At 35.3% G+C, this 24,729-nt stretch carries 26 protein-coding genes; 15 read left to right on the top strand and 11 right to left on the bottom strand.

Features of this window, described 5'->3' with window-relative positions; all coding sequences use genetic code 11:
• Nucleotides 1-7: 7 nt before the first annotated feature.
• The 8 genes from F1003_RS13215 to F1003_RS13180 form a co-directional block, all read right to left on the bottom strand.
• A complete protein-coding gene (locus F1003_RS13215; protein ID WP_155089915.1) occupies nt 8-958 on the bottom strand; it encodes a YybH family protein in 951 nt (316 codons plus the stop codon).
• A 62-nt stretch (nt 959-1,020) separates the two neighbouring features.
• A complete protein-coding gene (gene rluF / locus F1003_RS13210; protein ID WP_155089914.1) occupies nt 1,021-1,788 on the bottom strand; it encodes a 23S rRNA pseudouridine(2604) synthase RluF in 768 nt (255 codons plus the stop codon).
• Nucleotides 1,789-1,824: 36 nt separating this feature from the next.
• The gene (locus F1003_RS13205) at nt 1,825-2,550 is read right to left on the bottom strand and encodes an acetolactate decarboxylase (protein WP_155089913.1); all 726 of its coding nucleotides are present in this window, start codon (nt 2,548-2,550) and stop codon (nt 1,825-1,827) included.
• Between the two features lie 8 nt (nt 2,551-2,558).
• The gene (locus F1003_RS13200) at nt 2,559-3,386 is read right to left on the bottom strand and encodes an alpha/beta fold hydrolase (RefSeq protein WP_155089912.1); all 828 of its coding nucleotides are present in this window, start codon (nt 3,384-3,386) and stop codon (nt 2,559-2,561) included.
• A 1-nt stretch (nt 3,387) separates the two neighbouring features.
• Nucleotides 3,388-3,753 carry a cupin domain-containing protein gene (locus tag F1003_RS13195; protein WP_155089911.1) on the bottom strand — a complete coding sequence of 122 codons (366 nt, stop codon included), beginning with the start codon at nt 3,751-3,753 and terminating at the stop codon, nt 3,388-3,390.
• Nucleotides 3,754-3,758: 5 nt separating this feature from the next.
• Nucleotides 3,759-4,730 carry a YitT family protein gene (locus tag F1003_RS13190; protein ID WP_155089910.1) on the bottom strand — a complete coding sequence of 324 codons (972 nt, stop codon included), beginning with the start codon at nt 4,728-4,730 and terminating at the stop codon, nt 3,759-3,761.
• A 21-nt stretch (nt 4,731-4,751) separates the two neighbouring features.
• Nucleotides 4,752-5,309, bottom strand: a complete 558-nt coding sequence (locus tag F1003_RS13185) for a hypothetical protein (protein ID WP_155089909.1) — start codon at nt 5,307-5,309, stop codon at nt 4,752-4,754.
• 20 nt (nt 5,310-5,329) lie between these two features.
• Nucleotides 5,330-6,868 (bottom strand): helicase HerA-like domain-containing protein, encoded by a 1,539-nt coding sequence (locus F1003_RS13180; protein ID WP_155089908.1) that lies wholly within the window; start codon nt 6,866-6,868, stop codon nt 5,330-5,332.
• 59 nt (nt 6,869-6,927) lie between these two features.
• Between F1003_RS13180 and F1003_RS13175 the strand changes: the two genes are divergently transcribed.
• Both F1003_RS13175 and F1003_RS13170 read left to right on the top strand, forming a co-directional pair.
• Nucleotides 6,928-7,374, top strand: coding sequence for a Rid family detoxifying hydrolase (locus F1003_RS13175; protein WP_155089907.1), 447 nt, complete (start codon nt 6,928-6,930; stop codon nt 7,372-7,374).
• Between the two features lie 156 nt (nt 7,375-7,530).
• Entirely contained in the window at nt 7,531-8,163 is a 633-nt protein-coding gene (locus F1003_RS13170) for a 7-carboxy-7-deazaguanine synthase QueE (RefSeq protein WP_155089906.1), read from the top strand.
• A gap of 94 nt (nt 8,164-8,257) precedes the next feature.
• Here the strand turns inward: F1003_RS13170 and F1003_RS13165 are convergent, their stop codons facing one another.
• The gene (locus F1003_RS13165) at nt 8,258-8,806 is read right to left on the bottom strand and encodes a DUF2911 domain-containing protein (protein ID WP_155089905.1); all 549 of its coding nucleotides are present in this window, start codon (nt 8,804-8,806) and stop codon (nt 8,258-8,260) included.
• 236 nt (nt 8,807-9,042) lie between these two features.
• Here F1003_RS13165 and asnB point away from each other — a divergent pair, with 236 nt between their 5' ends.
• A complete protein-coding gene (gene asnB / locus F1003_RS13160; protein ID WP_155089904.1) occupies nt 9,043-10,704 on the top strand; it encodes an asparagine synthase B in 1,662 nt (553 codons plus the stop codon).
• A 61-nt stretch (nt 10,705-10,765) separates the two neighbouring features.
• Nucleotides 10,766-11,398 (top strand): hypothetical protein, encoded by a 633-nt coding sequence (locus tag F1003_RS13155; RefSeq protein WP_155089903.1) that lies wholly within the window; start codon nt 10,766-10,768, stop codon nt 11,396-11,398.
• Between the two features lie 8 nt (nt 11,399-11,406).
• Here F1003_RS13155 and F1003_RS13150 read toward each other — a convergent pair whose 3' ends face one another.
• Together F1003_RS13150 and F1003_RS13145 are read right to left on the bottom strand one after the other, a co-directional pair.
• Complete coding sequence (locus tag F1003_RS13150) at nt 11,407-12,090, bottom strand: response regulator (protein ID WP_155089902.1); 684 nt, start codon at nt 12,088-12,090, stop codon at nt 11,407-11,409.
• Between the two features lie 64 nt (nt 12,091-12,154).
• Entirely contained in the window at nt 12,155-15,193 is a 3,039-nt protein-coding gene (locus F1003_RS13145; protein WP_155089901.1) for a sensor histidine kinase, read from the bottom strand.
• A 69-nt stretch (nt 15,194-15,262) separates the two neighbouring features.
• Between F1003_RS13145 and F1003_RS13140 the strand changes: the two genes are divergently transcribed.
• The 11 genes from F1003_RS13140 to F1003_RS13090 all read left to right on the top strand — a co-directional run bounded on the left by F1003_RS13140 (nt 15,263) and on the right by F1003_RS13090 (nt 24,661).
• The gene (locus tag F1003_RS13140) at nt 15,263-16,138 is read left to right on the top strand and encodes an alpha/beta hydrolase (RefSeq protein WP_155089900.1); all 876 of its coding nucleotides are present in this window, start codon (nt 15,263-15,265) and stop codon (nt 16,136-16,138) included.
• A gap of 44 nt (nt 16,139-16,182) precedes the next feature.
• Complete coding sequence (locus F1003_RS13135; protein WP_155089899.1) at nt 16,183-17,019, top strand: nuclear transport factor 2 family protein; 837 nt, start codon at nt 16,183-16,185, stop codon at nt 17,017-17,019.
• Nucleotides 17,020-17,141: 122 nt separating this feature from the next.
• Complete coding sequence (locus F1003_RS13130) at nt 17,142-18,179, top strand: hypothetical protein (RefSeq protein ID WP_155089898.1); 1,038 nt, start codon at nt 17,142-17,144, stop codon at nt 18,177-18,179.
• A 2-nt stretch (nt 18,180-18,181) separates the two neighbouring features.
• Nucleotides 18,182-19,594, top strand: coding sequence for an MBOAT family O-acyltransferase (locus F1003_RS13125; RefSeq protein ID WP_155089897.1), 1,413 nt, complete (start codon nt 18,182-18,184; stop codon nt 19,592-19,594).
• Nucleotides 19,595-19,618: 24 nt separating this feature from the next.
• Complete coding sequence (locus F1003_RS13120) at nt 19,619-20,410, top strand: DUF6090 family protein (RefSeq protein ID WP_155089896.1); 792 nt, start codon at nt 19,619-19,621, stop codon at nt 20,408-20,410.
• Nucleotides 20,403-21,194, top strand: coding sequence for a DUF6090 family protein (locus F1003_RS13115; protein ID WP_155089895.1), 792 nt, complete (start codon nt 20,403-20,405; stop codon nt 21,192-21,194). The genes F1003_RS13120 and F1003_RS13115 overlap by 8 nt, the downstream gene beginning before the upstream one ends.
• Complete coding sequence (locus F1003_RS13110; protein WP_155089894.1) at nt 21,187-21,915, top strand: DUF6090 family protein; 729 nt, start codon at nt 21,187-21,189, stop codon at nt 21,913-21,915. The genes F1003_RS13115 and F1003_RS13110 overlap by 8 nt, the downstream gene beginning before the upstream one ends.
• Nucleotides 21,916-21,927: 12 nt before the next feature.
• Entirely contained in the window at nt 21,928-22,683 is a 756-nt protein-coding gene (locus F1003_RS13105; protein ID WP_155089893.1) for a DUF6090 family protein, read from the top strand.
• A gap of 346 nt (nt 22,684-23,029) precedes the next feature.
• The gene (locus tag F1003_RS13100; protein ID WP_155089892.1) at nt 23,030-23,548 is read left to right on the top strand and encodes a RidA family protein; all 519 of its coding nucleotides are present in this window, start codon (nt 23,030-23,032) and stop codon (nt 23,546-23,548) included.
• Nucleotides 23,549-23,586: 38 nt separating this feature from the next.
• Nucleotides 23,587-23,778 (top strand): hypothetical protein, encoded by a 192-nt coding sequence (locus tag F1003_RS13095; RefSeq protein ID WP_155089891.1) that lies wholly within the window; start codon nt 23,587-23,589, stop codon nt 23,776-23,778.
• A 136-nt stretch (nt 23,779-23,914) separates the two neighbouring features.
• Nucleotides 23,915-24,661 (top strand): DUF6090 family protein, encoded by a 747-nt coding sequence (locus F1003_RS13090; protein WP_155089890.1) that lies wholly within the window; start codon nt 23,915-23,917, stop codon nt 24,659-24,661.
• The last annotated feature ends 68 nt before the right edge of the window (nt 24,662-24,729 follow it).

Here is a 24,729-nt window from a genome sequence, read left to right as displayed (position 1 = left end):
ATATTAATCACTCCGTTACGTTGTTCCAAATGTCTAAAAATATTTTCCAATTACCATCAATTTTTTTCCAAACGATGAGGTACTTTCCTTTCCAGGCGACTTCTTTTTTATCTTTAGTCAACGTTTTACCTTCATAATAGCCATAATCGTATGCTGTATCGTTTTCAATAGTAATTTCAGTTGGTATCACTTTATGATGAAGAATCTTTACGCCCTCAGGGATTTCCCAATAGGATTTTAAATCCGTTTTCCCAGACATAATCTTTCTGTTGTTTGGGAATATCTTGCCATCTTCAGTGTACATATTTACCAAAGCATCAATATCACCATCCATATAAGCTCTAGAAAAAGCAATCGTGTTTTTCTTTATCATATCAACATCTGAAACGGTATTGCGTTCTCTTTTGCAATCAATTTTCCAAGTAGGAAACGTCACTTTTTCAGTTTTGTCTGTCCATTCGCCAACCCATTTATAACCAGTGTCATTAATATCGTAAAAAGTTAATCGAAACCAACCTTCTGCTCCATTAGGTGCTTTTTGGTCGCGATAGAGCACAATGTTTCCATTATCTTTTTTGCCTCCTTCCCAAGTTGGTAGAGTGGTAGAAGGTGCGCCAGAAGAATAGTAATGTACATACCATTTACTGCTATCTGCTATAAACTGACGAATGCTTCCAGAATGTTTACCATCGGCTTTTATAGTTTCATCTTGTACGGCCATACCATTCATTATATATTTCCATTCCCAGGTCATATCCACAGGGTCTGCCCAGGTTTGATCTTGATTTCTCGACACGGACTTACAGTTGCATTTGCCAATTAAGCCTTCAAAATCCTTGATTTGTTCTGGTGCTTCTGGGTTGGGTAAACCATAGGGATTGGTATCTGAAACAGTATATTGGTTTTGTGAAAAACTTAGAAATGAGAATAGTAGTAGAAGAGATAGTATTGGTTTCATGGTTGCTAGTTTCCTTAAATTTAAGAAGGAAGCAACCATCGTGTTTGTTAATTAAGATTTAATTAACGTCTGTTTTTTCTTCTGGAGTGTTGTTTTGGGTCAGAGGTTTTTTTGGAATCGCTTATAAGTTCACTTAATGTTTTAAACTCATCTTTGGTCAATTCGCGATACTTCCCAACAGGCATATCGAGCTTAATGTTCATTATTCTTACTCGCTTCAGTGTCTGAACTTCATAATTCAGATACTCACACATGCGTCGGATTTGTCGGTTTAAGCCTTGGGTCAATATGATACTGAACGTGTGCTTATCAATCTTTTTAACTTCACATTTTTTGGTGCGTTTACCCAACTCTTCAATATAGATGCCACCAGCCATTCGCTGAATGAAGGTTTGGGAAATGGGTTTGTCCACTGTAACCACATATTCTTTTTCGTGATTGTTGCTGGCACGCAGAATTTTATTAACGATATCTCCATCATCCGTTAAGAGAATTAAACCTTCACTAGGTTTGTCCAAACGACCAATTGGAAAAATACGTTTTGGGTAATTGATATAGTCGATGATGTTATCTTTTTCAACACGTGTGTCTGTAGTACAAACGATACCAACGGGTTTGTTGAATGCCAAATAGACAAAATCTTGCTTACGTTCGCCAATAATTTCGCCATCCACCTTTACAACATCTCCTGAGGCGACTTTGGTTCCCATTTCTGGTACAACATCGTTTATGGTTACACGACCAGCATCAATCAAGCGGTCGGCTTCACGACGCGAGCAGTAACCAGCTTCGCTGAGGTATTTGTTGAGTCTTGTAAGGTTGTCTGACATAAAGCAAAAATACGACAAAGTTATTAAGTCCTCTAGTTAAGATTTTGGCAAAAACAGGGTCATCTTGCTGAAAGACACTTTGTCTAAATGTCCCATTTTATCTAGACTTTTAGTAATCAAGTGCATATGTAAAAATGAATCATGATGAGTAAATATACCCTGATGCTCTGTTGAAAAGAAACCAACAATCTCCACCTCTTCATTTTCTAAACTGTAGTTGACCTGCCCTTGATGTGCCTCTTTTGGAGATGATACTTTTACACCTTTTGGTAAATTTTGAATATGAATGATTCCATTTTCTATTTTGCCAACTAACTTAAAAGCAAAAGGTCGTTTCTTGTCTTTGGTTTTAGAATCTAAATACTGCTCTAGACTTTTTATGCTCTTAACACTATCTGGTAGTTGAATTTGTTCCCATTCGTTAACATTGGCATAAACAAAAAATGGCGCTTCAACCGAGTTTATTTGTTCTACAGCCATTGTCGAATCAGTTTTTACCTTAGATAAGTACGTTTTTCCATCATTTATAAGAATTTCTCCATCTAAAAATGCTTTTGGGCCAAGACCATAAAGGCCTTTTCTGTTTTTAATTGTGTCTATATTAATTTTCCCATATAATTCACCTTGCCACATAACATCTTTCATTGCGGCTATACTTCGGACGTCAGAATATATTTTAGATGTATTTGGTTCAGTAACTGCAAAATTGCAACTCTGTAGCAGTATTAACATTAGCAATAAGACAGTTTTATTATCAGTCATGTTTTAAATTAATCATTTATAAACCCAATAATCTTAGAAGTCAACGACGCATCCTTTAAACTATGCCCAAATCCTGTAGTTTCAATAAGTTCTGCATTTTTATAACAGTTGGCAAACAAAAGAGCGTCTTCAAACGGAATGATTCTATCCATTTTATCATGAATGATAAGACCTTTTGCTTCAATGGATTCTGTAAAATTGGCAGCAGAAAAATAATCCACCGGTTTACCAAATCGCTCTAATACTACATTGTCCAAACCTTTTGAAATACGCCTATTATAACCCATCATGGATTTATATCTAGCGAACACTCCAGTAAAATGCGCAGGAGCACCAAGTAGAACCAATTTTTTAACTGAAGTCTCGGGATGGTTATGCATAAAAAACACACTTGCCATACCACCTACGGAATGCCCTATAATGACTTCGGGTTTAAACTTTTTGGCAACTGTATTAATACATTCAGAATATAGTACAGCGTTGAATTGCTTTCCTCCAGACCGTCCATGTGCTGGTGCATCTAATGCAATGATGTTATAATCTTGACGCTTTAAATCTTCGAGAAGATAATCCCAACGAGAAGCATTGCTTTCCCAACCATGGACTAGTAAAACTGTCTTTCCTTTACCGTGCCAACGATAGGTAGCAATATCTAGACCATCATAAGAAAGCTCTTCAAATAAAGCTGAACTTACAACTTTTCTTTGATCTTCACTATAACGTCCTTTTCTTGGTGAAGCAAATAAATTCAAGGCTTTTTTTGTAGCGTACTTGGATGAAATTAAGCTTGTTGCATTTAAGGCGTTCCCTATGGATTTTATAACAAAACTACTCATGTTATTGGTCTTCTCTATTTACGGAGTCTATTGAAAATGCTGGTAAGCAGATAGCTAAATATTCACATGGTTCTGTAAATGGGTTAGAGTATTGCAGTCTTGTGTTTTTATTGACCTTAATGGATTGCCCAGCTTCCAGGACTATGGTTTCGTCTTCTATGATAAATTGTTTTTTTCCTTTTATGATAAAGGTGTATTCATCAAATTCAGGAGTTTGAAACGGTTCAGACCAACCAGGAGGCGCAACCATATGCGCAATGCTTATTTGTGAATTTCCATCAGTTGCCAAACCAAAATGTTCTTTTATGGTTTTACCATCATCTGTTGGTACTACGAAAGGCGAATCTTGAATTGTATATTTTTTCATTACTGCTATTTTAGAGGCTTCTTTTTAATCATACCGCCTCTTAAATCTTTAACTAAGCCCATAATAATGAATGCTTTCTTATCTATTTTGTCTATTTCAGTGTGGAGCTTTGCAAGCTCTAATCGTGTCACTACGGTATAGATAATGTCCTTATCGTAACTATCACCACTAGACCCATAACCACCTTTACCAGCATAAATTGTGCAGGCTCTCCTTAGTTTTTCAACAATCATTACTCGCAACTCTTCATGTTTTTCGGAGATAATGGTAACACCAACATATTCTTCTACACCGTCCACTACAAAGTCTACTGTTTTTGCTGCTGCCAAATAAGTTAGAATAGCGTAAAGTGCAATTTCCACAGAAAGTATATAAGCGCCAAAAGAAAAAATAACAATGTTTATAAGCAACAATACGTCACCAATAGTGATGGACAATTTTCTACTTAAAAAAACTGCTAAAACTTCGGTACCATCTATAACGCTACCGCCTCTCATCGCCATACCTATTCCTAAGCCCAAAAAGAAACCTCCAAAAACTGCAATTAACAATTTGTCGTCCGTTATCGTTGGATAGTCTACAAAATGAACTACAAAAGCTAATAATGTTATTGCTACGATACTTTTTATGGCGAATTTGACACCTATTGTACGAGCACCTAATATTAAAAACGGAATATTAACAAGAACCAAGAGGATACCTAAAGAAATATCTGAAACATTGTTTAACAACAATGAAATACCAGTTGCGCCACCATCAATAAATTTATTCGGTAATAAAAATCCTTTTAAGCCAAATCCTGCTGAAAAAACGCCCGCAATAGTAAAAATTGCTTCTTTTATAGCGTGACTCAATTCCACTTGTAAGCTTCTTACAATTGGTACGATTTGTCTTTTAGTTATTGGCTTTTTTGAATGCTTACGTTTAAGGCGTTTGCGAGCAATATCAACCAGTATTTTTGAAAGAAAGGGATTCATAAATTTATTGTATCATGATTACTACCAATGAATAAAAAAATATTTGATCTTTGCTTTTTCTGGTACTTGTATCGGATCAATATTAGCATCCATATCAAACCTTAAACTACTTGGTAATTCTTTTTTATCAATGGTAAACGATGCATTGATTTCATTTACGGATACCACGATAGAATTAATTAGATTATCAATTTTTGAAATTTTATATTTTTCTTTTATGTCTTTAAATGTGCTAAGTGCAGAGATGTTCTTTTCAGTTTTATAGCGCTCATCTATAATACGAACACTTGAAATTACAGAGGTAGAATCTAGTGCCTCTTCTGGAGAAAGGTCTAAAAGTTTATTGCCATTTTTTTCAAAAATCTCAATAGTGTTAACAGCTCCTGCAAACTCATCTCCGGCAATATATCTTACTACCGAATCATTTTTGAATATAGAATCCAACTCCTTTACCTGAGTTGAGTCCGTTAGCAAACCAATGTTGTGCTTTTGGATTAAAAATGGATCTGGTGGTGTGTCTTTGGCACAACTAGCTACTAAGATTGTACATATGAGCACAACGATTAAGGTTTTTTTCATGGTTTGATTTAGGTTTATGTTTATTTCAGCATTTTGGTTAAAATTCCTAAAACACTTCTAATTACTGTTGGGCTCGATAATACTTTTACAATAGGATTTTGTCGTGTTCTACGACTACTTCGAGATGAGGTTCTTCGTTTAGATTCCGCTCTTTTAAGCTTCTCTTTTTCCTCTTCAGCTTTACGTTTGGCTTCTTCGGCTTCGGCAACTTCTATCTTTTTGTTCAACATTTCGTAAGCACTTTCCCTGTCAATTTCCTCGTTGTACTTTTTAGCGAGTTTAGACTGTGATAAGAGGCTTGCTAATTCAGATTCTGTTAAAATATCCATGCGACTCATTGGTGCACGCATCATGGTAGCTGCAAGTGGAGTCGGTTTCCCTTTCTCATCCAAAGCAGACACCAATGCTTCACCAATTCCCAAAGAAGTCAATACTTCTGCGGTATCGTAATAATCTGTATCAGGATAATTCTGTGCTGTCAATTTAATGGCTTTTCTATCTTTTGCCGTAAACGCTCGCAAGGCATGTTGAACTTTTAAACCGAGTTGTCCCAAAACTGCTTCAGGAACATCCGTTGGGTTTTGGGTTACAAAATATAGTCCAACACCTTTACTACGAATGAGTTTTACAATGCTTTCTATTTGATTTAATAAAGCATCAGAAGCTTCATTAAAAATTAAATGCGCTTCATCTATAAACATAATGAGTTCTGGTCGTCCGCTATCTCCTTGCTCTGGAAAAGTCGAATAAATCTCTGCCAGTAAACTCAACATAAATGTTGAAAATAATTTTGGTCTATCTTGAATATCCGTAAGACGAATGATATTAATGTAGCCTCTTCCGTTTTCGTCAACTCTTAATAAATCGTCTGTCTCAAAAGAAGTTTCTCCAAAGAATAAATCACCACCTTGCTGTTCTATTTCTATAATTTTTCTGAGGATTGCTCCCGTGGAAGCGGTTGAGATTCTACCGTAAGCATCCTGAAATTCTTTTTTGCCTTCATTAGTGGCATATTGTAGAATTTTTTTGAAATCCTTTAAATCCAACAACGGTAATTTGTTGTCATCACAATATTTAAAAATAACCGAAATGATTCCGGCTTGTGTTTCCGTTACATCTAAAATTCGCGAAATTAAAACAGGTCCGAACTCGCTAACTGTAGCTCTAAGTCTAACTCCATCTTGTTCAGAAAGCGTTAAAACCTCTACAGGAAAGGCTTTAGGTTCAAACGGTAACCCTATTTTCTCATGACGTTCATCAATTTTTGGATGACCAGGACTTGGTTTTGCCAATCCACTTAAATCCCCTTTTATATCCATTAATAAAACAGGAACACCCTTTTCTGAAAGATTTTCAGCCAGAACTTGCAATGTTTTTGTTTTTCCTGTTCCTGTGGCACCAGCGATTAAGCCATGACGATTCATAGTTTTTAGTGGTACGTTAACGTAGGAGTTGGTCATCGTTTCACCTTCTAGCATCGCTGCTCCGAGCGTAATGTAGTCGCCTTTAAATGTGTTGCCATCGGCAATATCTTTTATGAATTTGTCGGAATTCGTCATCAGTCAAAATAATTTGCATAAAAATAATGTAATTTTAATCAAGATTAAAACGCATTCCCATGAAGTGTACACTTTCAATTTTTTGCCTTTCAGTTTTGTTGAGTTTTCAGTCTTGTGAGAATTCAAAATCAGAAATTATATTTCATAAATCGCATGAACCAAGCAGAGCCAACGTGCCCTTTAGTGATGCCGTAGAAACCGAGGATTTATTATTTCTAACAGGCCAAATTGGCAAGGACCATAAAAAAGGAGAACTCGTTTCTGGAGGCATTAAAGCCGAAACCAAACAAGTCATTGAAAATATTGAAGCCGTTTTAAAGCATCATGACTTATCATTGGACAACGTGGTAAAGTGTACTGTGATTTTGAAAGACATTGATGATTTTTCAGATTTTAACTCCGTTTATACCACTTACTTTACCAAAAAACCAGCAAGAACGACTTTTGCCGCCTCAGGTTTGGCAGGTGGAGCTGGTATTGAGATTGATGTTATTGCGGCTAAATAGTATTTCTTGCAAAGGCGCAAAGACGCGAAGTTTTGATTTTATGAATAATTTTCAAACTTCGCTTTGCGACTCTGCGCCTTTGCGAGAACATATACGTTCCGTAAACTTCTAGCTTCACGCTTCAAACTTCCAGCTAAAAAACTATCTTTGCAAACTATGACAAGAAGAGAAAAACAAGCATTAATAGACCAAGGTCACTTACTACCATTGATGGAGGAGTTTTACACCATTCAAGGTGAAGGCTACCACAAAGGTACTGCAGCTTATTTTGTAAGAATTGGTGGTTGTGATGTAGGTTGCCATTGGTGCGATGTTAAAGAGAGTTGGTTACCAGAATTACACCCAGCAACCGAAACCACTAAAATAGTAGATAATGCTGTAAAATACAGTGATATCATTGTGGTCACTGGAGGTGAACCTCTGACTTGGGATATGGGACCTTTAACAGAACAGTTGAAAGCAAAAGGAGTACAAACTCACATTGAAACTTCTGGTGCTTATAAATTAACTGGTGAATGGGACTGGATTTGCTTATCTCCAAAAAAGATAAAATTACCTACCGAAGAGATTTACGACAAAGCTAATGAGCTTAAGTGTATTATTTACAATAAAGACGATTTTAAATTTGCCGAAGAGCAAGCTGCTAAAGTTAACGATGACTGTATTCTATATCTTCAACCCGAATGGAGCAAGCGTGATAAGATGATGCCGCAAATAGTGGATTACGTCATGGCTAACCCTAAATGGAAAGTGTCCTTGCAAACGCATAAGTATTTGAACATACCGTAATCAGTCTTAAGTAGACAGTTTAATGTAATTCAACAAAAAAGTTCCAATAGAGTTTACTCGATCGGAACTTTTTAATTTTCTATTTTTTTTTTACTTAATCCTTAGTAAAAGGTACAGCAACTCTAGTGTTTCCCCAGCCCATATGCATGTGTACACCATCATCAGATGCTTCGAAAGCTATTGAGAATGCTTCCAATGATTCGTCTCCTTGTGTTACCGGAACCGTAATTCTTGCCACATCGTTTTCTTCATTATAAAAATAACTTCCCCAAACATTTAGGTCATTACTTATAATAATAGTCCATTCTTTTTCTCCAGGAATAGCATATATGGTATACGTACCTTCATCAACATCAGTTCCGTTAAGTTGCATATCTGTATAAACATGTAACTCTGCAGCCTCATTAGCACCCAGTCTCCAAACCTTTCCAGGCTTAGCTAATTCATTTATATCTCTACCTTTTAATTGCGGTCTACTGTAAACGACCTTGATAAGTTTATTGGCATCTTTGTAGTCGCTTGGAAAAGATGCTGCGTCCATAGGACTTTTGTCAAGTCCAGAAAATTTTTGTGCTTCTGCATTAAATGATAATAACATTGTAAATGCGAAGGCAATGGTGGTAATTAGTCGTGTTGTTTTCATAATTTTTTAAAATTTGTTTGGATAAAGTTAAAGGTTATAATATCGTGTTTGTCGTAATGAAATATTAAAATTTACAGATTGATAGGAGAATGCATGATTTTATATTTTACAAGTATCAAATTTAACTAAATTAACTAATATAAATAATAATATGTAGTCATATTATTATTTAATGTTTAATAAATGAAAGTTTAGTATCATATTTGCTTCATAATTAATAATAAAGTAAAAAAGTTATGTGCGGAATAGTATGTGCGTTCGATATAAAACAGAAAAGTGAAACCTTAAGACCTCAGGTTTTGGAGATGGCAAAAACCATTCGTCATCGTGGACCAGACTGGAGTGGAATTTATAGTGATGATAAGGCAATTTTAGCTCATGAACGTTTGGCGATTGTTGATCCAGCGTCTGGTAAACAACCATTGTTCAGTGAAGATAAAAAGTTAATCCTAGCAGCAAATGGTGAAATCTATAACCATAGAGAACTGAGACAACAATTTCCTGATTACAAGTTTCAAACTGAAAGTGATTGTGAGGTTATTTTAGCATTATATAAGGAAAAGGGAGTTGGTTTTGTTGATGAGATGAATGGCATATTCGGATTCGCGATTTATGATGTTAAGAAAGATGAATATTTTATCGCCAGAGACCATATGGGAATTATTCCATTATACATGGGTTGGGATAAAAACGGTACCTTTTATGTAGCCTCAGAATTAAAAGCGCTTGAAGGAGTTTGCACCAAAATTGAATTATTTCCTCCTGGACATTATATGAGCAGTAAGGATGGTGAATTGGTACGATGGTACAAACGCGATTGGACAGATTATGATGCTGTGAAGGAAAATGAAACGAGTATTGAAGAAGTTAAACAAGCTTTAGAGGATGCTGTACATAGACAATTAATGAGTGATGTACCTTATGGAGTGTTGTTGTCTGGTGGATTGGATTCTTCGGTAACCTCTGCCATTGCAAAAAAATATTCCGAAAGACGTATTGAAGCCGATGACAAAGAAAAAGCGTGGTGGCCACAATTACACAGTTTTTCTGTTGGATTGGAAGGTTCTCCAGATTTGGCGGCTGCACAAAAAGTAGCAGATCATATTGGTACGGTTCATCACGAAATAAAATTCACCATTCAAGAAGGTTTGGATGCTATTAAGGACGTGATTTATAATATTGAAACCTATGATATCACTACCATTCGTTCCTCAACACCAATGTATTTAATGGCACGAGTGATCAAATCCATGGGTATAAAAATGGTGTTGTCTGGTGAGGGAGCTGATGAGATCTTTGGAGGTTATCTCTATTTTCATAAGGCACCTAACGCAAGAGAGTTCCATGAAGAAACAGTACGTAAATTGGATAAACTCCATATGTACGATTGTTTGAGAGCCAACAAAAGTTTAGCAGCTTGGGGAATTGAAGGGCGAGTACCATTTTTGGATAAGGAGTTTATGGATGTGGCCATGCGCATCAACCCAAAAGACAAAATGATAAACGGAGAACGTATGGAAAAATGGGTCATTCGTAAAGCGTTTGAAGATTATATTCCAGAAAGCGTAGCTTGGAGACAGAAAGAACAGTTTAGTGATGGAGTAGGTTATAGTTGGATTGATACGTTAAAAGAACTTGTAGAACAAGAAGTGACTGACGAGCAATTAGCTAATGCGAAGTTTAGATTCCCAATTAACACACCATTAAACAAAGAAGAGTATTATTATAGAACTATTTTTGAAGGGCATTTTCCAAGTGATGCGGCTGCACAGAGTGTACCTCAAGAAGCAAGTGTAGCATGTAGCACAGCAACGGCTTTAGAATGGGATGAGGCATTTAAGAATATGAATGATCCTTCTGGTAGAGCTGTGGCTAAAGTGCATGACAAGGCTTACTAATTTATAGTTAAAATAAGTGTATAAAACCATTCGTTAAGAATGGTTTTTTTATTTTCATGACATGAAGTCTTTAATTACTCTTCTTACACTTTTCTTTTGCCTAACATGTTATTCTCTAAATAATAACGATTGGGATGAGCTTATTGAATCTGCTCATGATATAGGATACTGTTTGTATAACGTCAATAAAAAATTCTGCAATCAACATATTGAGGAGTATAATCGTTTAGTCAAAGAAACAGAAGATGTTGAACCAGAAGTCCATCATTTTGTTATGAGAGAGGAATGGGCAAAAAATAGAGTAACTACTTGGGCTGAAAGAGTGACTGGATGGGAAGACAGAACTAAGTTGGATGTCAAAAACCTAGTCCTGTTTTTTAGCATCCCTCAAGATCTTGTTGGTGATATTCCAATAGCAACTGTTGAAACGGTATCTTCGTTTTTCGTGGTCAACTTAGAAGATGATCTTAAATTTTCAGTAGAAAAAAGCTATAAAAAGATTGCGATGAATTGTTCCATTTCACATAAAGGAAAGCCCAACATGCTTTACAATATCTTTTGGCGCGAATTTATGTCTGGTAGGCTAGGACTTGTAAAGAATGAAGTTGAATTTACTGTATCCTCAGGTTCTAAAGTAAAAAAGAAATTCAGGGTTTTTAGAAGACGGTTTAAGCGTTTAATGAGAGTGGTGTAAAAACTAAATTATATCTCATTGTCATAAGCCTTTTTTATCAATTCAGCTTTACTGTTAATCTTAAGGGCTTTATAGGTGTTTTTGATATGACTTCTTACTGTGTCTAGTGAAACAAACAAATCATCAGCTATCATTTTGTAACTTTTTCCTGCAACGATACCATCAACGATTTCTTTTTGGCGTGGCGTTAAAATCTCAATTTTGTTTCGTTTTGGTGCAAACCGGTTAACTATTTTTCGGGCAATGGAAGGAGACATATAAGAACCACCTTTATGCACAACCTCAATAGCTTCCTTTATTTTTTTTAGTGGTGTTTTTTTGGATAAATATGAACAGGCGCCAGCACATAATGCTTTAAAAATACTGTCATTATCTTCAAAAGTCGTTAGCATAATAATATCGGTGTCTGGCAATTTATCCAATAGCAACGGAATACCTTCAATACCAGATATGCCCAATAGATTTATATCCAAAAGGATAATTTCCGGTTGATGTTCTAATTCTGAAATGTATTCTAAAAAGTGCTCAACGGAAGCAGAGGTCTGTATGCAATTGATATTATCTTGGGCATTAAAAAAGTCGTTCAAGCTATCTTGAATCAGTAAATCATCTTCTATAAGTGCCAATCTTATCATATTTATTCTCTCGGAAGTAGAGATCTTTTTAGGTTCTAGCTTTAGGCTTGGATGCATTGAGCTTGTAAAGGCATAAAGTTAGTACATTATACGATACTTAAAATCACATTAAGATGTGATATTACATATTAAAAGGTAAATCCAAACAGACTTCAAAACCATTACCGTTTTTTAAATTAAGTGTTCCTTTTAATTTTTCAGCACGCATGGCCATATTAGATAAGCCTAATCCAGAGGATTTATAAGTCGTTTTTTCGCTACCATTATCCTTAATAATAAGTTGACAGCCTTTTGAGCGATTAGTTAAGTAAATTTCAACAAAATCAGCATCAGAATGTCTAACGATGTTATTGATGGCTTCTTTAAAAATTAAAAAAATATGCTGTTTGGTTTGGGCTGGTAGTTTCTTGTCTAAATTTTTGATGCTAGATGCGTCTATCTCAAAGGCAATGTCTTTAGGCAACAATAATTCCTCGGCCAATTCTCTCATACGCTCAATTAAATCAGCAATAGTTTCGCGTCTGCTGTCAATACTCCAGACCAGATCGCGCATTTGTGACACGGCATTTCGGCTTATCGTAGCTATTTTATGGAGTCTGGTTCTATCAGCCTCGCTTGCTGTAGCCTCCATAAGTTCAGTTTGCATAGCTAGACCTGAAAGTAACGAACCGACATCATCATGTAAATCGCTAGAGATTTTTGTGCGTAGACGTTCCATAGCCAATGCTTGCTGTAAGCGGTATCTAAATATGGCATAAACAAATGCGGAGACAACCAGCAGTACTAAAACAATGAACCACCAACGTTTATAAAAAATTTGTTTTACAGTTATAGGAATGGACAAAATATTTGCACTTTCACTTCCTCTAGAATCTGCGCCTTTCACTTTTAATACATAATCACCAGCGGGTAACTTATTATATCGGACTGAGGTTGCATTGCCTTGATAAAACCAACGATCTTCAAAACCTTCTAATTTGGTACTAAAGGTATTTTTATTATTCTGAAAATAACTTGGTAAAGACCAACTAACCTCAAAATATTGATCGTATGGTGATGCTGTAAACTCTTGTAATTCCGTTTGGGCAAAATCCTTTTCATAACTTTCTTTGGTTCTGCTGTTATAACCTGAAATACCCAAGAATTGTATAGCTGGTGGTCTTACCGATTTTTCCAATGTTTTAGGGTTAAAAACGTTGATGCCATTCATACCACCAAAATAGTAGAGGCCTTCACTATCTTTAAAAAAGGACGAATAGTTGAACTCATTATGCGATAACCCATCTTCGGTATAAAAATTCTTAAATTCTTTGGTGGTTTTATCAAATAGGGCTAATCCGTTGTACGTGCTAATCCACAATTTATTATTTCCATCTGGAATGATACCAACAACGTTGTCATCTGGCAAACCATTAATTTTGGTGAAGTTGGTTAACGTTTTTTCATCGGTAGAAATATGGCTAAGTCCACCACCATAAGTCCCAACCCAAATACTACCATCGTTATCTTCTTTTAGGCAAAGCACATGGTGTTTGCCGAGTTTTGGCGTCGTATTGGAATTGTAGGATTTTAAGATGGTTCCGTTGAGGTTTATTTTTAAAATACCGTCGTTCTTGGTGCCAATCCAGATGCAATTCTCGTCCCTACTTTCTTCAAAAAATTGAAGATCTGCGATATTGTTTTGTTCATTGAGATTCTTAAAAACGGAGTGACTTTCTTCAGTTTTTGGATTAAATACTGTGAGAAATTCTAAAGTATATCCAAACAACAAACGTCCATCATTCAGTTTTATTAAAGCATTGGGTCCGTAGACTTTATTATGGTTGCTAAATTGACTGTATACTTTAGTTTGACCTGTTTTTAAATTTATCTTATAAATACCTCTGCCAGCTGCATAAGCATAGGTTTTTGTATTATCCGTAAATAAAAAACTGGAGTCGTACATTAGTGACAACGGCTTCCCGTTTTCAGTTTTTAAGGGTAAGGAATCTATTTCACCATTTTTTGTTTGATACCAAAGTTGGTGCTTGCTTTCACAAAGGCTAAAAATACGTCCATCTGCACCCTCAAAAATACCTCGCATGGAATTTCCCCAGCCTTCCTTTTCTGATTTAAAAAGATTGGAAAACAACTGTTTTTCGGTTTTTACCTTAAACAAACCATTGTCGGTTGCCACCCATAACAATCCGTTTTTGTCTATAAACAGATTGTTAATTGTTGAATAGTCTAGTTTTGATTTGAGCAATTCGGTATAATCGCCAAAATGTCCTTTGGTATCCATACGATACAAGGTCTTGTTGCCAGCAAACCAGATATTATGGTCTTGATCCTCAATAGCACGCCTAATGATATCGTCCGTATTGAAAATAAATTTTGAGGTTTTTAAAGTCGAATCAAAAATAGCGATACCACCTCGTGAGGATGGAAAATAATAATGGGTATTATTACTACTAACAAACTGTGGAACGTAATGTATGAGGTCACCATTCCAGTTGTAGGTGTCCAGTACATGACTTTCAAGCAATTCGCCTTCGAGTGTGTATTTATTGGTGCCTCTTGTGGTTGTCCACCAGATAAAACCTTCAGCATCAGAAATTAATTGATTAAAGCCACGCTTATACCTATCCACTGAAACCACAATTTTAAATTTGCCATCTTCAAACTTTTGAAGGTATTGCTTAGCCTTTCCTTTTTCAACATTCCAGTAATCATCGGTAATCGCCCAAATGGAATCATCTGGAGCTTTAAAAATATCCAATACCTGCCCTTTTAGGTTATGATTCCCATTATAGGAATGTATGGAATCTGTGGCTATATCAAGTTGAAATAATTTGTCGTTGGCCAAAAACCATACAGAATTGTCCAATTCGTTGTAGAGCATATTGGACTTTATAAAATCTTCTTCAATAAAAAACGGATTCTGTATATCGCTGGTGTAGGCTTTAAAATGTTGGCCATCATAGCGATTCAGGCCTTGCGCTGTGCCAATCCAGAGCAGTCCCTTATTGTCTTGTACTACATCAGAAACGTCTCTAAATAACAACCCATCTTCTGTTGTGAGCACATCGATTTGTGATGGGTTTTGAGCATCAATCTGCAAATGTATTAAGCACAGAAAAAGACTCAAGAGTCCATATAAAGAATTTAAAAATGACCTCAAGGTATTGATGTTGGTTAATAGCTAATACCCAAATATACAAAATGATAGCGTTGGATTTCACATTAAGATGTGATTGACTACTATGATGATAGACGATATCTTGCTGATGCTAAAAAAATAATAAGAATCAAAGTGGTTATGAAAATCATTGGTGTATTGCTTGTAAGTCTTCTCATGCTGGTTTCAAACGTTGCGTATTCGCAAGATGTAACCGTAAAGATTGGTCACAAAGACAGTTTGTATTCAAGCATCTTAGATGAGACTAGAAATCTTGTTGTTACACTTCCAGATGACTATGAAGCAACAGGCAAAAGTTATCCTGTTCTATACCTTTTGGATGGCACTGAGAATAATCTTATCGATGCACGACTAGTAGCGTATAATTTAAAGCTAGAATTTATTATCGTAGCCATCGCTAATACCAATCGGGATAGAGATATGATGCCATTGAGCAGGCCGTCTTATAAAGTTGAAAATCCACAAGCACATCACTTTTTGTCGTTTTTGGGTGAAGAATTGATTCCATATATCGAAACTAAATATAGAACTTCCGAAGAACGCACCATACGTGGTAGATCCCTTAGTGGCCTATTTGTGATGTACGCTTTTTTGGCAAAGCCAGAACTGTTCAACAATTACATTGGTACATGTGCTGGTTGGTTTGCAGATATGGGTGATTATTTTACTGAGTTGTCAAACAAAGCCTTTAAGGATAAAAATAGTTTTAATGGTAGGACACTGTTTGTCGCTAATTCTTTGTCCGATCCATTGGACCCGAAACAAGAAATTCATCAGTCTTTGGTAGATTTTTCAAAAAAAATAAAATCTGCTTTGGGAGATCAGGTGAGATTTAAATATAAAACCTATGAGAATGCAGGACACGTACCATTTGCAGCTTTTTATGATGGCATGAAATTTATTTCTGAATCTGAAAAAGATGAATAAAACAATAATCTGAAAATTCTATTAACCAATTAAATATAAATATTATGAAACCATTAAAAACCATTATTGTAATGCTATTACTGTTGAGTATATCAACATATAATTGCAATGCCCAAGATGTAAAAGCTGATGTAGAAAAGATGCATCAACTGTACATAGAAATGATTAACAATTCTAATCTTGAAAACATAGATAAATTGTACACGGCGAATGCTTCTATTAGAAATTCTGATGCAACAATGATTAATGGATTGGAGAATATTAAGAATCAATATAAAGCAACTTTTGATTCCGGAACCTTTACTATTTCGTTAGAAACAACTGATGTATCACAGTTAGATGATAATCATATGTTTGTCAGCGGAACATTTGTTTACAGTAAAACTGATGAGCCTAAAGGCGTGTTAAAAGGAGAGTTTGTAAATACACTTAAAAATGTTAATGGAGACTGGAAAATCTTAAAAAGCTATCGCTACCTCGAAACAACAGATAATGCTAGTATTATTAATTCTGTTTATGAGCTGTTTTCAAAAGGAGATATTCCGGCAGTTTTGGCCTTAATGGATGATGAGATTGTGTGGAACGAAGCTGAAAGTAATTCACTGGCAGATGGTAACCCTTACATTGGTCCTGATGCTGTATTGAACGGTGTTTTTGCTCGAATTGGAGAACGCTACAAATCCTTCACTTTAAAAGATGTGAAACTTCACGAAATGAGTAACAATCAAGTGTTGGCAACTTTACACTATGTACTTGAAATGAAAAATGGTAAGACTTATACCATACAGGCAGCCCACCATTGGACGCTTAAAGATGGAAAGATTGTTGGATTTCAACAATATGCTGATACCAAGAAATTGGCAGATTCTGAGAAAATATAAATGAACTAATTATTACTGTGCGTCATTCAATTATTTGGCTATCAGTAAAATATAATGACTATATTTATAACAGTTAGTAGTTTGAAAACCTACTAACAAGCTATAACCAATAACCAACCATTATGCAATTAAAAACTTCATTACTGGTTGCACTTGTTCTAAGTGCAATTGGGTTAGTTTCTTGGGAACTCTACTGGCGTTCTCAAGGCTATGAACCAACATTAGATGACAATAAACATCTATGGGCAGTAGAACGTGACAAGGTCAATTCACTGACAGAAAACGACGTCGTTTTAACCGGATCTTCACGTGTGCTTTTTGATATTCAATTAGATGAATTTGAAAAAGTTACAGGTATTAGACCAATTCAATTGGCTTCGGCAGGAAGTTCTCCATTACCAATTTTTCATGACATTGTGGAGAATACGGATTTTAATGGAACAGTCATCGTAGGTGTGACTCCACCTTTGTTTTTTTCAACTACATTTCCTCAGGCAGGTCCATGGAGACGTCCACAACTTCGAGTGGACCACTACCATAAGCGAACTTATGCCAATCGCGTTAATCATTGGCTGTCCATTCCACTTCAAGAAAATTTAGTCATGATGTCTGGTCATGAAGAAGAAGCGGATGAAAACATTGACCTTAAAGGTCTATTAAGGCGCATTAAACTTGCCGAACGTACTGGGAAACCACAATACCCACCTTTTTTTGAGTTCGGCACGATTGATAGTGATAGAAACACGAGAATGACTGAGCGTACAGCAACAGATACGGCATTTGCTAATGTGATTACAAACGCATGGAAATTCATAATAACCAGTGACGGACCTCCTCCAGATGTAGAAGGAACCACCAAATTCTTTGCTGCAGATGCCAAAAAGTTTATGGAACGTGGTGGCAATCTTATTTTGGTGAGACCACCATCTAGTGGGATGTTTAAAGGTGGCGAAAGTAAATTTTTCCCCAGAGACAAACTCTACGATGAACTAGTGAAAATTACGGGAGCCAAAAGCTATCATTACGAAGATTACGATGAGCTTAAGGATATGGTATGTCCGGAATGGTCACATTTAAGTGCGGAAGATGCGGATATATATACACGTGTTTTGGCACAAGAGATGATAAAAGATAATGCACTAACTAAACCAACCAACTAATTATGTTATTCAATTCTTTAAGTTTTATCGTCTTTTTAGCGATAGTACTCGTGTTGTACTATGCTAAACTATTCAACTGGACCAATAAAAAACGAATGTTGCTTTTAGCGAGTTATTTGTTTTATGCCATGTGGAATCCACCTTTGGTCATTCTACTTTGGATTTCAACAATCGTAGATTACACAGCAGGTAAAAAATTAGCGGTATTAGAAAATCAACGTCAGCGTAAAATGTGGTTGCTGTTGAGTATGTTTGTCAACTTAGGCTTCCTTGCTTTTTTTAAGTATGGCGATTTTCTACTAGAGAATTTTGTCACGGCATTGAATGCCGTTGGAATGGATTTTCAGGCACAACCCATGGATATTATTTTACCAATGGGTATTTCATTCTACACCTTTCAAACCATGTCTTATACCATAGACATGTACAAAAGGAAAATAGAACCAGCACGTACATTTTTGGACTTCGCTTTATATGTAACCTTCTTTCCACAATTGGTTGCTGGTCCTATCGTAAGGGCAAAAGAACTCATCACTCAGTTTTACGAGGAAAAAAAGGCAACGACACAGCAATTTCTTTGGGGAACCTTTTTGTTGACTATAGGATTGTTTCAAAAAATTGTATTGGCAGATACGCTATTGGCTGGCACATCTGATGACGTTTTCGGATCACGAACCATTTTACACGGTTTGGATGCCTGGACGGGAACCTTGGCATTTTCAGGACAAATTTTCTTTGATTTTGCTGGGTACTCTACCTGTGCTATCGGTATCGCTTTGATGTTAGGCATCATATTACCAGATAACTTTAGATATCCCTATGCAGCCATAGGATTTTCAGATTTATGGAGGCGTTGGCACATTTCACTTTCAACTTGGCTTAGAGACTACCTCTATATTCCATTGGGTGGAAATAGACACGGCATCACCAGCATGTATGCTGCATTAATGATAACGATGTTGTTGGGTGGTCTTTGGCACGGAGCCGCTTGGACCTTTGTTATTTGGGGAGCACTTCATGGTATTTATCTGGTTATAGAACGCTTGCTGCGTAACAAAATTCGCATAAAAATAAATACCTGGAATGGTGTTCTACTCGCATTGCTCACTTACACCTGTGTTAACATTACTTGGGTGTTTTTTAGGGCACGAGAATTCGAAACCGCGAAGAATATGTTGGCATCGATGTTTGGGTTGAATGACGGTGCAAAGATTCTGCAGTCTTTTGATATTATAAAAGTATTCACGGTGATTACCATTTTATTTATTTGTCATTGGGTAATGCGAAATACCTCTATGAAAGCCGTTTCCCTAAAAACACCACCAATAGTTTTGGGAATAGTTTGGGCCATATTGTTTGTACTGATATGTATAGCACAAGGCAGTGGAGAGCAGTTTATTTATTTCCAGTTTTAAATGGAACAAATTATATAGAGTAATGTGATAAAGTTTTTTAGACATATCCGCCAACGTTTAATAAGGGAAAACAGTTTCAGCAAATATCTGCTCTACGCCATTGGAGAAATATTTCTCGTAGTGATTGGTATCTTGATTGCATTGCAAATCAACAATTGGAATGACAATCGCAAAACTGAACGCGATGAAAAAAACTTTCACAGTAATGTTTTAGTGGATTTACAAAAGGATGAAGAAAAGTTAAAGTATTATGAACATTTTCACTTAAAACGGATTGAATATTTAGATACACTACTCACTTACGTCCGTAACCCACAAAAGACCATGGGTATAGAGAAATTCGGGAAATACGTAGAACCGATTTTTTATACTTCTAATCCAACATCGTATTCCACCACATTTGATTCGGCTAAATCCTCAGGTGCTTTTAATGAATTTAACGAGAAAGAACTTTTGAAGGAACTTGCACAGTATTATGCCGATTTTGTTTTGATTGAAAACACATTTGAGTCTTTAACCCGATTTGTAGAAAACCAGTATGAACCTTTTATGTACCAATTACCAGAAAATTATATGACAGCAGAAACTGGCGCTTTAGTGATAAACGAAGAAGATGTCGATGGTTTTTATCAGAAAATCGCATCAGTTGAAGATACACGGAACATTTCTGCCGATTACAATTCGTTGCTCAGAGCACCTAAAATGGAAAATTATATCATAGGAGATTTAGGTCGGAGCTATAATATTTTGGGGAAAATAAAATCGAGGCAACAGGTTGCTAAAAAACTCATGCATAAAATTAAAAACAATGATTAAGTTTTTTAGGCATATTCGCCAACGCTTCATTTCCGAAGGTAAAACTAAAAAGTATCTACTCTATGCTATAGGCGAAATTATTCTTGTAGTTATTGGGATATTGATTGCGTTGCAGATTAATAATTGGAATGAAAGCAGAAAAGAGCGTTTAGCCGAACAAAAAATACTAAAGCAGCTACATAAAGAATACACACAAAATCTAAAACAATTAGATGAGAAGATTTCGATGCGCCATAAAATGACGCACGCGAGTAATGTATTGCTGAACTATATAGATAATCCCAAAGAAATAGAAGATGATTCGCTGTTATACTGTCTTTTTAGATTGTCCCAAGATCCTACCTTCGATCCACTTGAGAACGATATCATAGTTAACGGGAAGCTAAGGCTAATTACCAACGACAGTATTTCTGAAATGCTTTCCAACTGGACGTCCGATGTTTACCAAGTTCAAGAAATTGAAGACAATTGGCAAATGTTCCGTAATCAAAATTACTACCCAGTATTAATTAAAGAGAGATTAATCCGAAATGTAGGCGCTTATATATTAAATAGCGGTTATTCGCCTGAGCATGCATTAGATAAAAATGATACTATATCTTTTGCTATTCATAAAAACAACATTGATTTACCTTCGATTATTATAGAAAATGCAACTGAAATCGAAGGAGTTGCAAGCACATGTATTATTTACAACAGTGTAATTAATGTACAGGCGTATGCGCTGAGGAAACGTATTGTAAGATTACTTAAGTTAATAAATAAAGACTTAAATCATGATTAAATTCTTCCGTCATATACGTCAATCTATGATAAATCAAAACAGAACCAAAAAATATCTGCTCTACGCCATTGGTGAAATTATCCTTGTGGTTATAGGGATTCTCATTGCACTTCAAATTAACAATTGGAATGAAGACCAAAAATCCCGGAAAGATGAACGCTATGTATTAACTGAAGTATTAAAAAATCTTGAAGAAGATGCAATTCTAGTCAAGGAAATTATCGCTCAGCGGCAAAAGGCAAAAACAGCTATAATCGAACTACAAAAATTTGTTAGCTCTGAATCTAAAGATACTGATTCCTTGAAATTTTATTTGGTAGACATACTCACCTTTGAAAGGTATTTTCCAATTAACAATGCATATGAAATACTTAAATCTAAAGGATTACAGCTCTCCAATAATGAGCTGACTACCGAAATCTCGAGATATTATGATTATGAACAGCCAAAAATGAGCAATAGTATTCTGGATATTGAAGTAACAATCCTCAAAGTTTTTAATGACAGAAACGGTTTAGTTCGATTTTTATCGCTTATAGAAAAAGATGAGCAAATGGTTGTAAAAAACCCTAATGATCCAAACTTTATAGAAGAATTATCTTTTTTCTTAATAGCCTTTCAAGATAACAATGGTGGCACTTTAAATAAATTATTGGTCTTTGAGGATATTAATAATAAGCTACGCGAGCAAATAATGAATGGATTAAAAAAGCTAAGCTAAATAGTGCATAATATGATAAAATTCTTCCGCCAAATAAGACAATCTATGATTAACCAAAATAGAACAAAAAAATATCTGCTCTACGCCATTGGTGAAATCATTCTTGTAGTAATTGGGATTCTCATTGCACTTCAAATCAACAATTGGAATGAAAATCGAAAATCAGCAAAACAAGAGAACCTTTACCTAAAAAGACTTCTATCAGAAAACAAAGAAGATATCAACACCTTTAAAAGTAATATTGCTGACTTAGAAAAAGGGATTGAAACGATAGAGAGCCTTTCTTTTGCTTTAAACTCTGTAAATTCTAGTGATGAAAAGCTGGTATTAGCAGCTAACGATTTTTTCGGTTACGGAAGCATATATCCCATTTTTACGTCTTCAACCTCAACGTTTGATGATTTATCCAGTACTGGTAATTTAAAGGATATACGTAATTCTAACTTGCGTGATGAATTGGTAAAACATTATGCCAAGCACAAACAAGTTGCAGAATGGATAAGAATTGGTACGGAATGGGCACTCCCTAATGATGCGCCATTTACTTACAACAATAGTATTATGAGGTTTGAGCCTGCATCAGCTTTTTTATTTGGAGAACAAAACCAATCAGAACTCGCTGTTCATTTGAAGGAAAAAAAAGAAGAATATATAAACAACGCAGCAGTTCATTATTGGATTAATAAAGATGCTATTGGCAAACTAGAAAATTTGATAGCAGATACAAATAGAATTATAGACTTAATACAACAAGAATTGAAAAACTAACACATGATTAAATTCTTTAGATTATCGAAACATCATTTTGCTGTCACATTGAGCGCAGTCGAAATGAAGCAAAATCAAAGGTCTGGTAGGCCTTTGGTTGAGATAGCCGCTTGCGGAAAAATCAGAAACTATGATTAAGTTTTTTAGAAAAATTAGATTCAAACTTATGAGTGAAAACAAAACAGGTAAGTACCTTAAATACGTTATTGGCGAAATAATCCTTGTAGTGACAAGGTAGATTCGACTATGGTGTTAATTGAACAAGAGATTAAAAATTAACGAAAGTAAAACCATAAAAAACGGGAAAGCCAAAAACCGAACAACCCAGGCACTAAATACAATTATTATGAAAACACTTAGCAAACAAATTAGTTTAATTACACTTTTTATCGCTTTAGCTTTTACAACTCAAAGTTGTGAGCAAAAAGAAAAAGAAACAACCAAAGAAGTTGAAAAGGAGGTCATTATCGAAGCAGAAAACCCTGAGTATTTTTTACTGCGCCCAGAGGTAGAAAAAGCCTATGGTTATTCGCACGCTGTTAAAATAGGCAATAGCATTAAAGTTTCTGGAGCTGTAAGTATGGACGATGAAGGCAACCCAACTGCCATTGGTGATTTAGAACAACAGATGAAAAATTGCTATGCAGATTTAGAAAAAATCCTAAAGCATTACGGTTGCACATTTAACGATGTGGTAAAAGAAGACATTTTCACAACCAATATGCCAAAGATGCTAGAGGTTGCAGGCTACAGAGCAGAAATTTACAAAAATCATTTTCCAACAGGTTCTTGGCTTGGTGTAAAGGAATTAGCGCTTCCGGAATTTATGATTGAAATAGAGTTGGAAGTGCATAAATCTAACTAAATGCATTTTTAAACAATTATTATAAAAAACATATAACCATGGGAATCTTCTGGGATTTATTACAACAAGACGAATTAGAGAAACAACAAGAACAAGCCGATAGTGTTGAAGAACGCGTAGATCAGTTAGAAACAGAATTAGCCAATACAAAGGCATTACTTAAAAAAACACTAATTGCCTTAGAAACGCATTTATCGCAAGATATAGATGGTGATGGTAAGGCAGGATAAATATAAAATTCAATTATAACAAAGCATATGGAAACTAATACAATAATCTATTTGGTGGCTTTCGCGCTCATATTAAGAATCATTGTGCGCTTGTTTGTTAAGTACAAACGAGAGCAAAAAAGTGATATAGATACCAATGATTAAATTCTTCCGTCATATACGTCAATCCATGATCAACCAGAACAGAACAAAAAAGTATCTGCTCTATGCCATAGGCGAAATTATACTTGTGGTTATTGGTATTCTCATTGCGCTTCAGATTAATAATTGGAATACGAATAAAAAAGATATAGATAAGGAATATCGTTATCTAATAGAAATAAGGGAAAATCTAAATGAAGACCTGCAGAAGATACAAGATGTATTGGATAAAAATAGATCTAAATTACAGAGTATCGATTCATCATTTTATTATTTATCTCAAATGGATAAATACCCCAAATTAGGTAAGGAATTTTCTCAATTTCTTCCCATCGTTACCAATTATTCATTATTTGAGCCTACAAACGTGGCTTTCAGCAATATCACATCAACAGGAAATATCGATATTATCAGATCTGATAATTTGAGAAAAGAAATTTCTCGATATTACTCAGATAATATGCTAGATGGTGTTCAAAATCAGCTAATAATAACTTCTCAAAGTTTTCTCGATAACGTCGCTCCAAAAATGATAAATAAGTCTATGCTTAGGTATGTAACAAAAAAAGAATTTGATGTTATCGCATTGGAAGAAATGGAGGTACATAAAGATCCCAAAGTATTATCTGGACTTTTTGTGATGTTAAATAAAACAAAGGAGCACAATCAGTTGGTAAATAAAATGAAAACTAAAATTGAGTTGTTAATTGAAATCATTGATAAATATATCGACGAATCATGATTAAATTCTTCTGCCATATACGTCAATCTATGATCAATCAGAACAGAACAAAAAAATGTAAAGATATT

Origin of the sequence: Winogradskyella ouciana (assembly GCF_009709615.1) — a bacterium.
Taxonomy (GTDB): Bacteria; Bacteroidota; Bacteroidia; order Flavobacteriales; family Flavobacteriaceae; genus Winogradskyella; species Winogradskyella ouciana.
The sequence above is the reverse complement of the archived record's forward strand: the minus strand, read 5'-3'. Positions and strand labels throughout refer to the sequence as shown.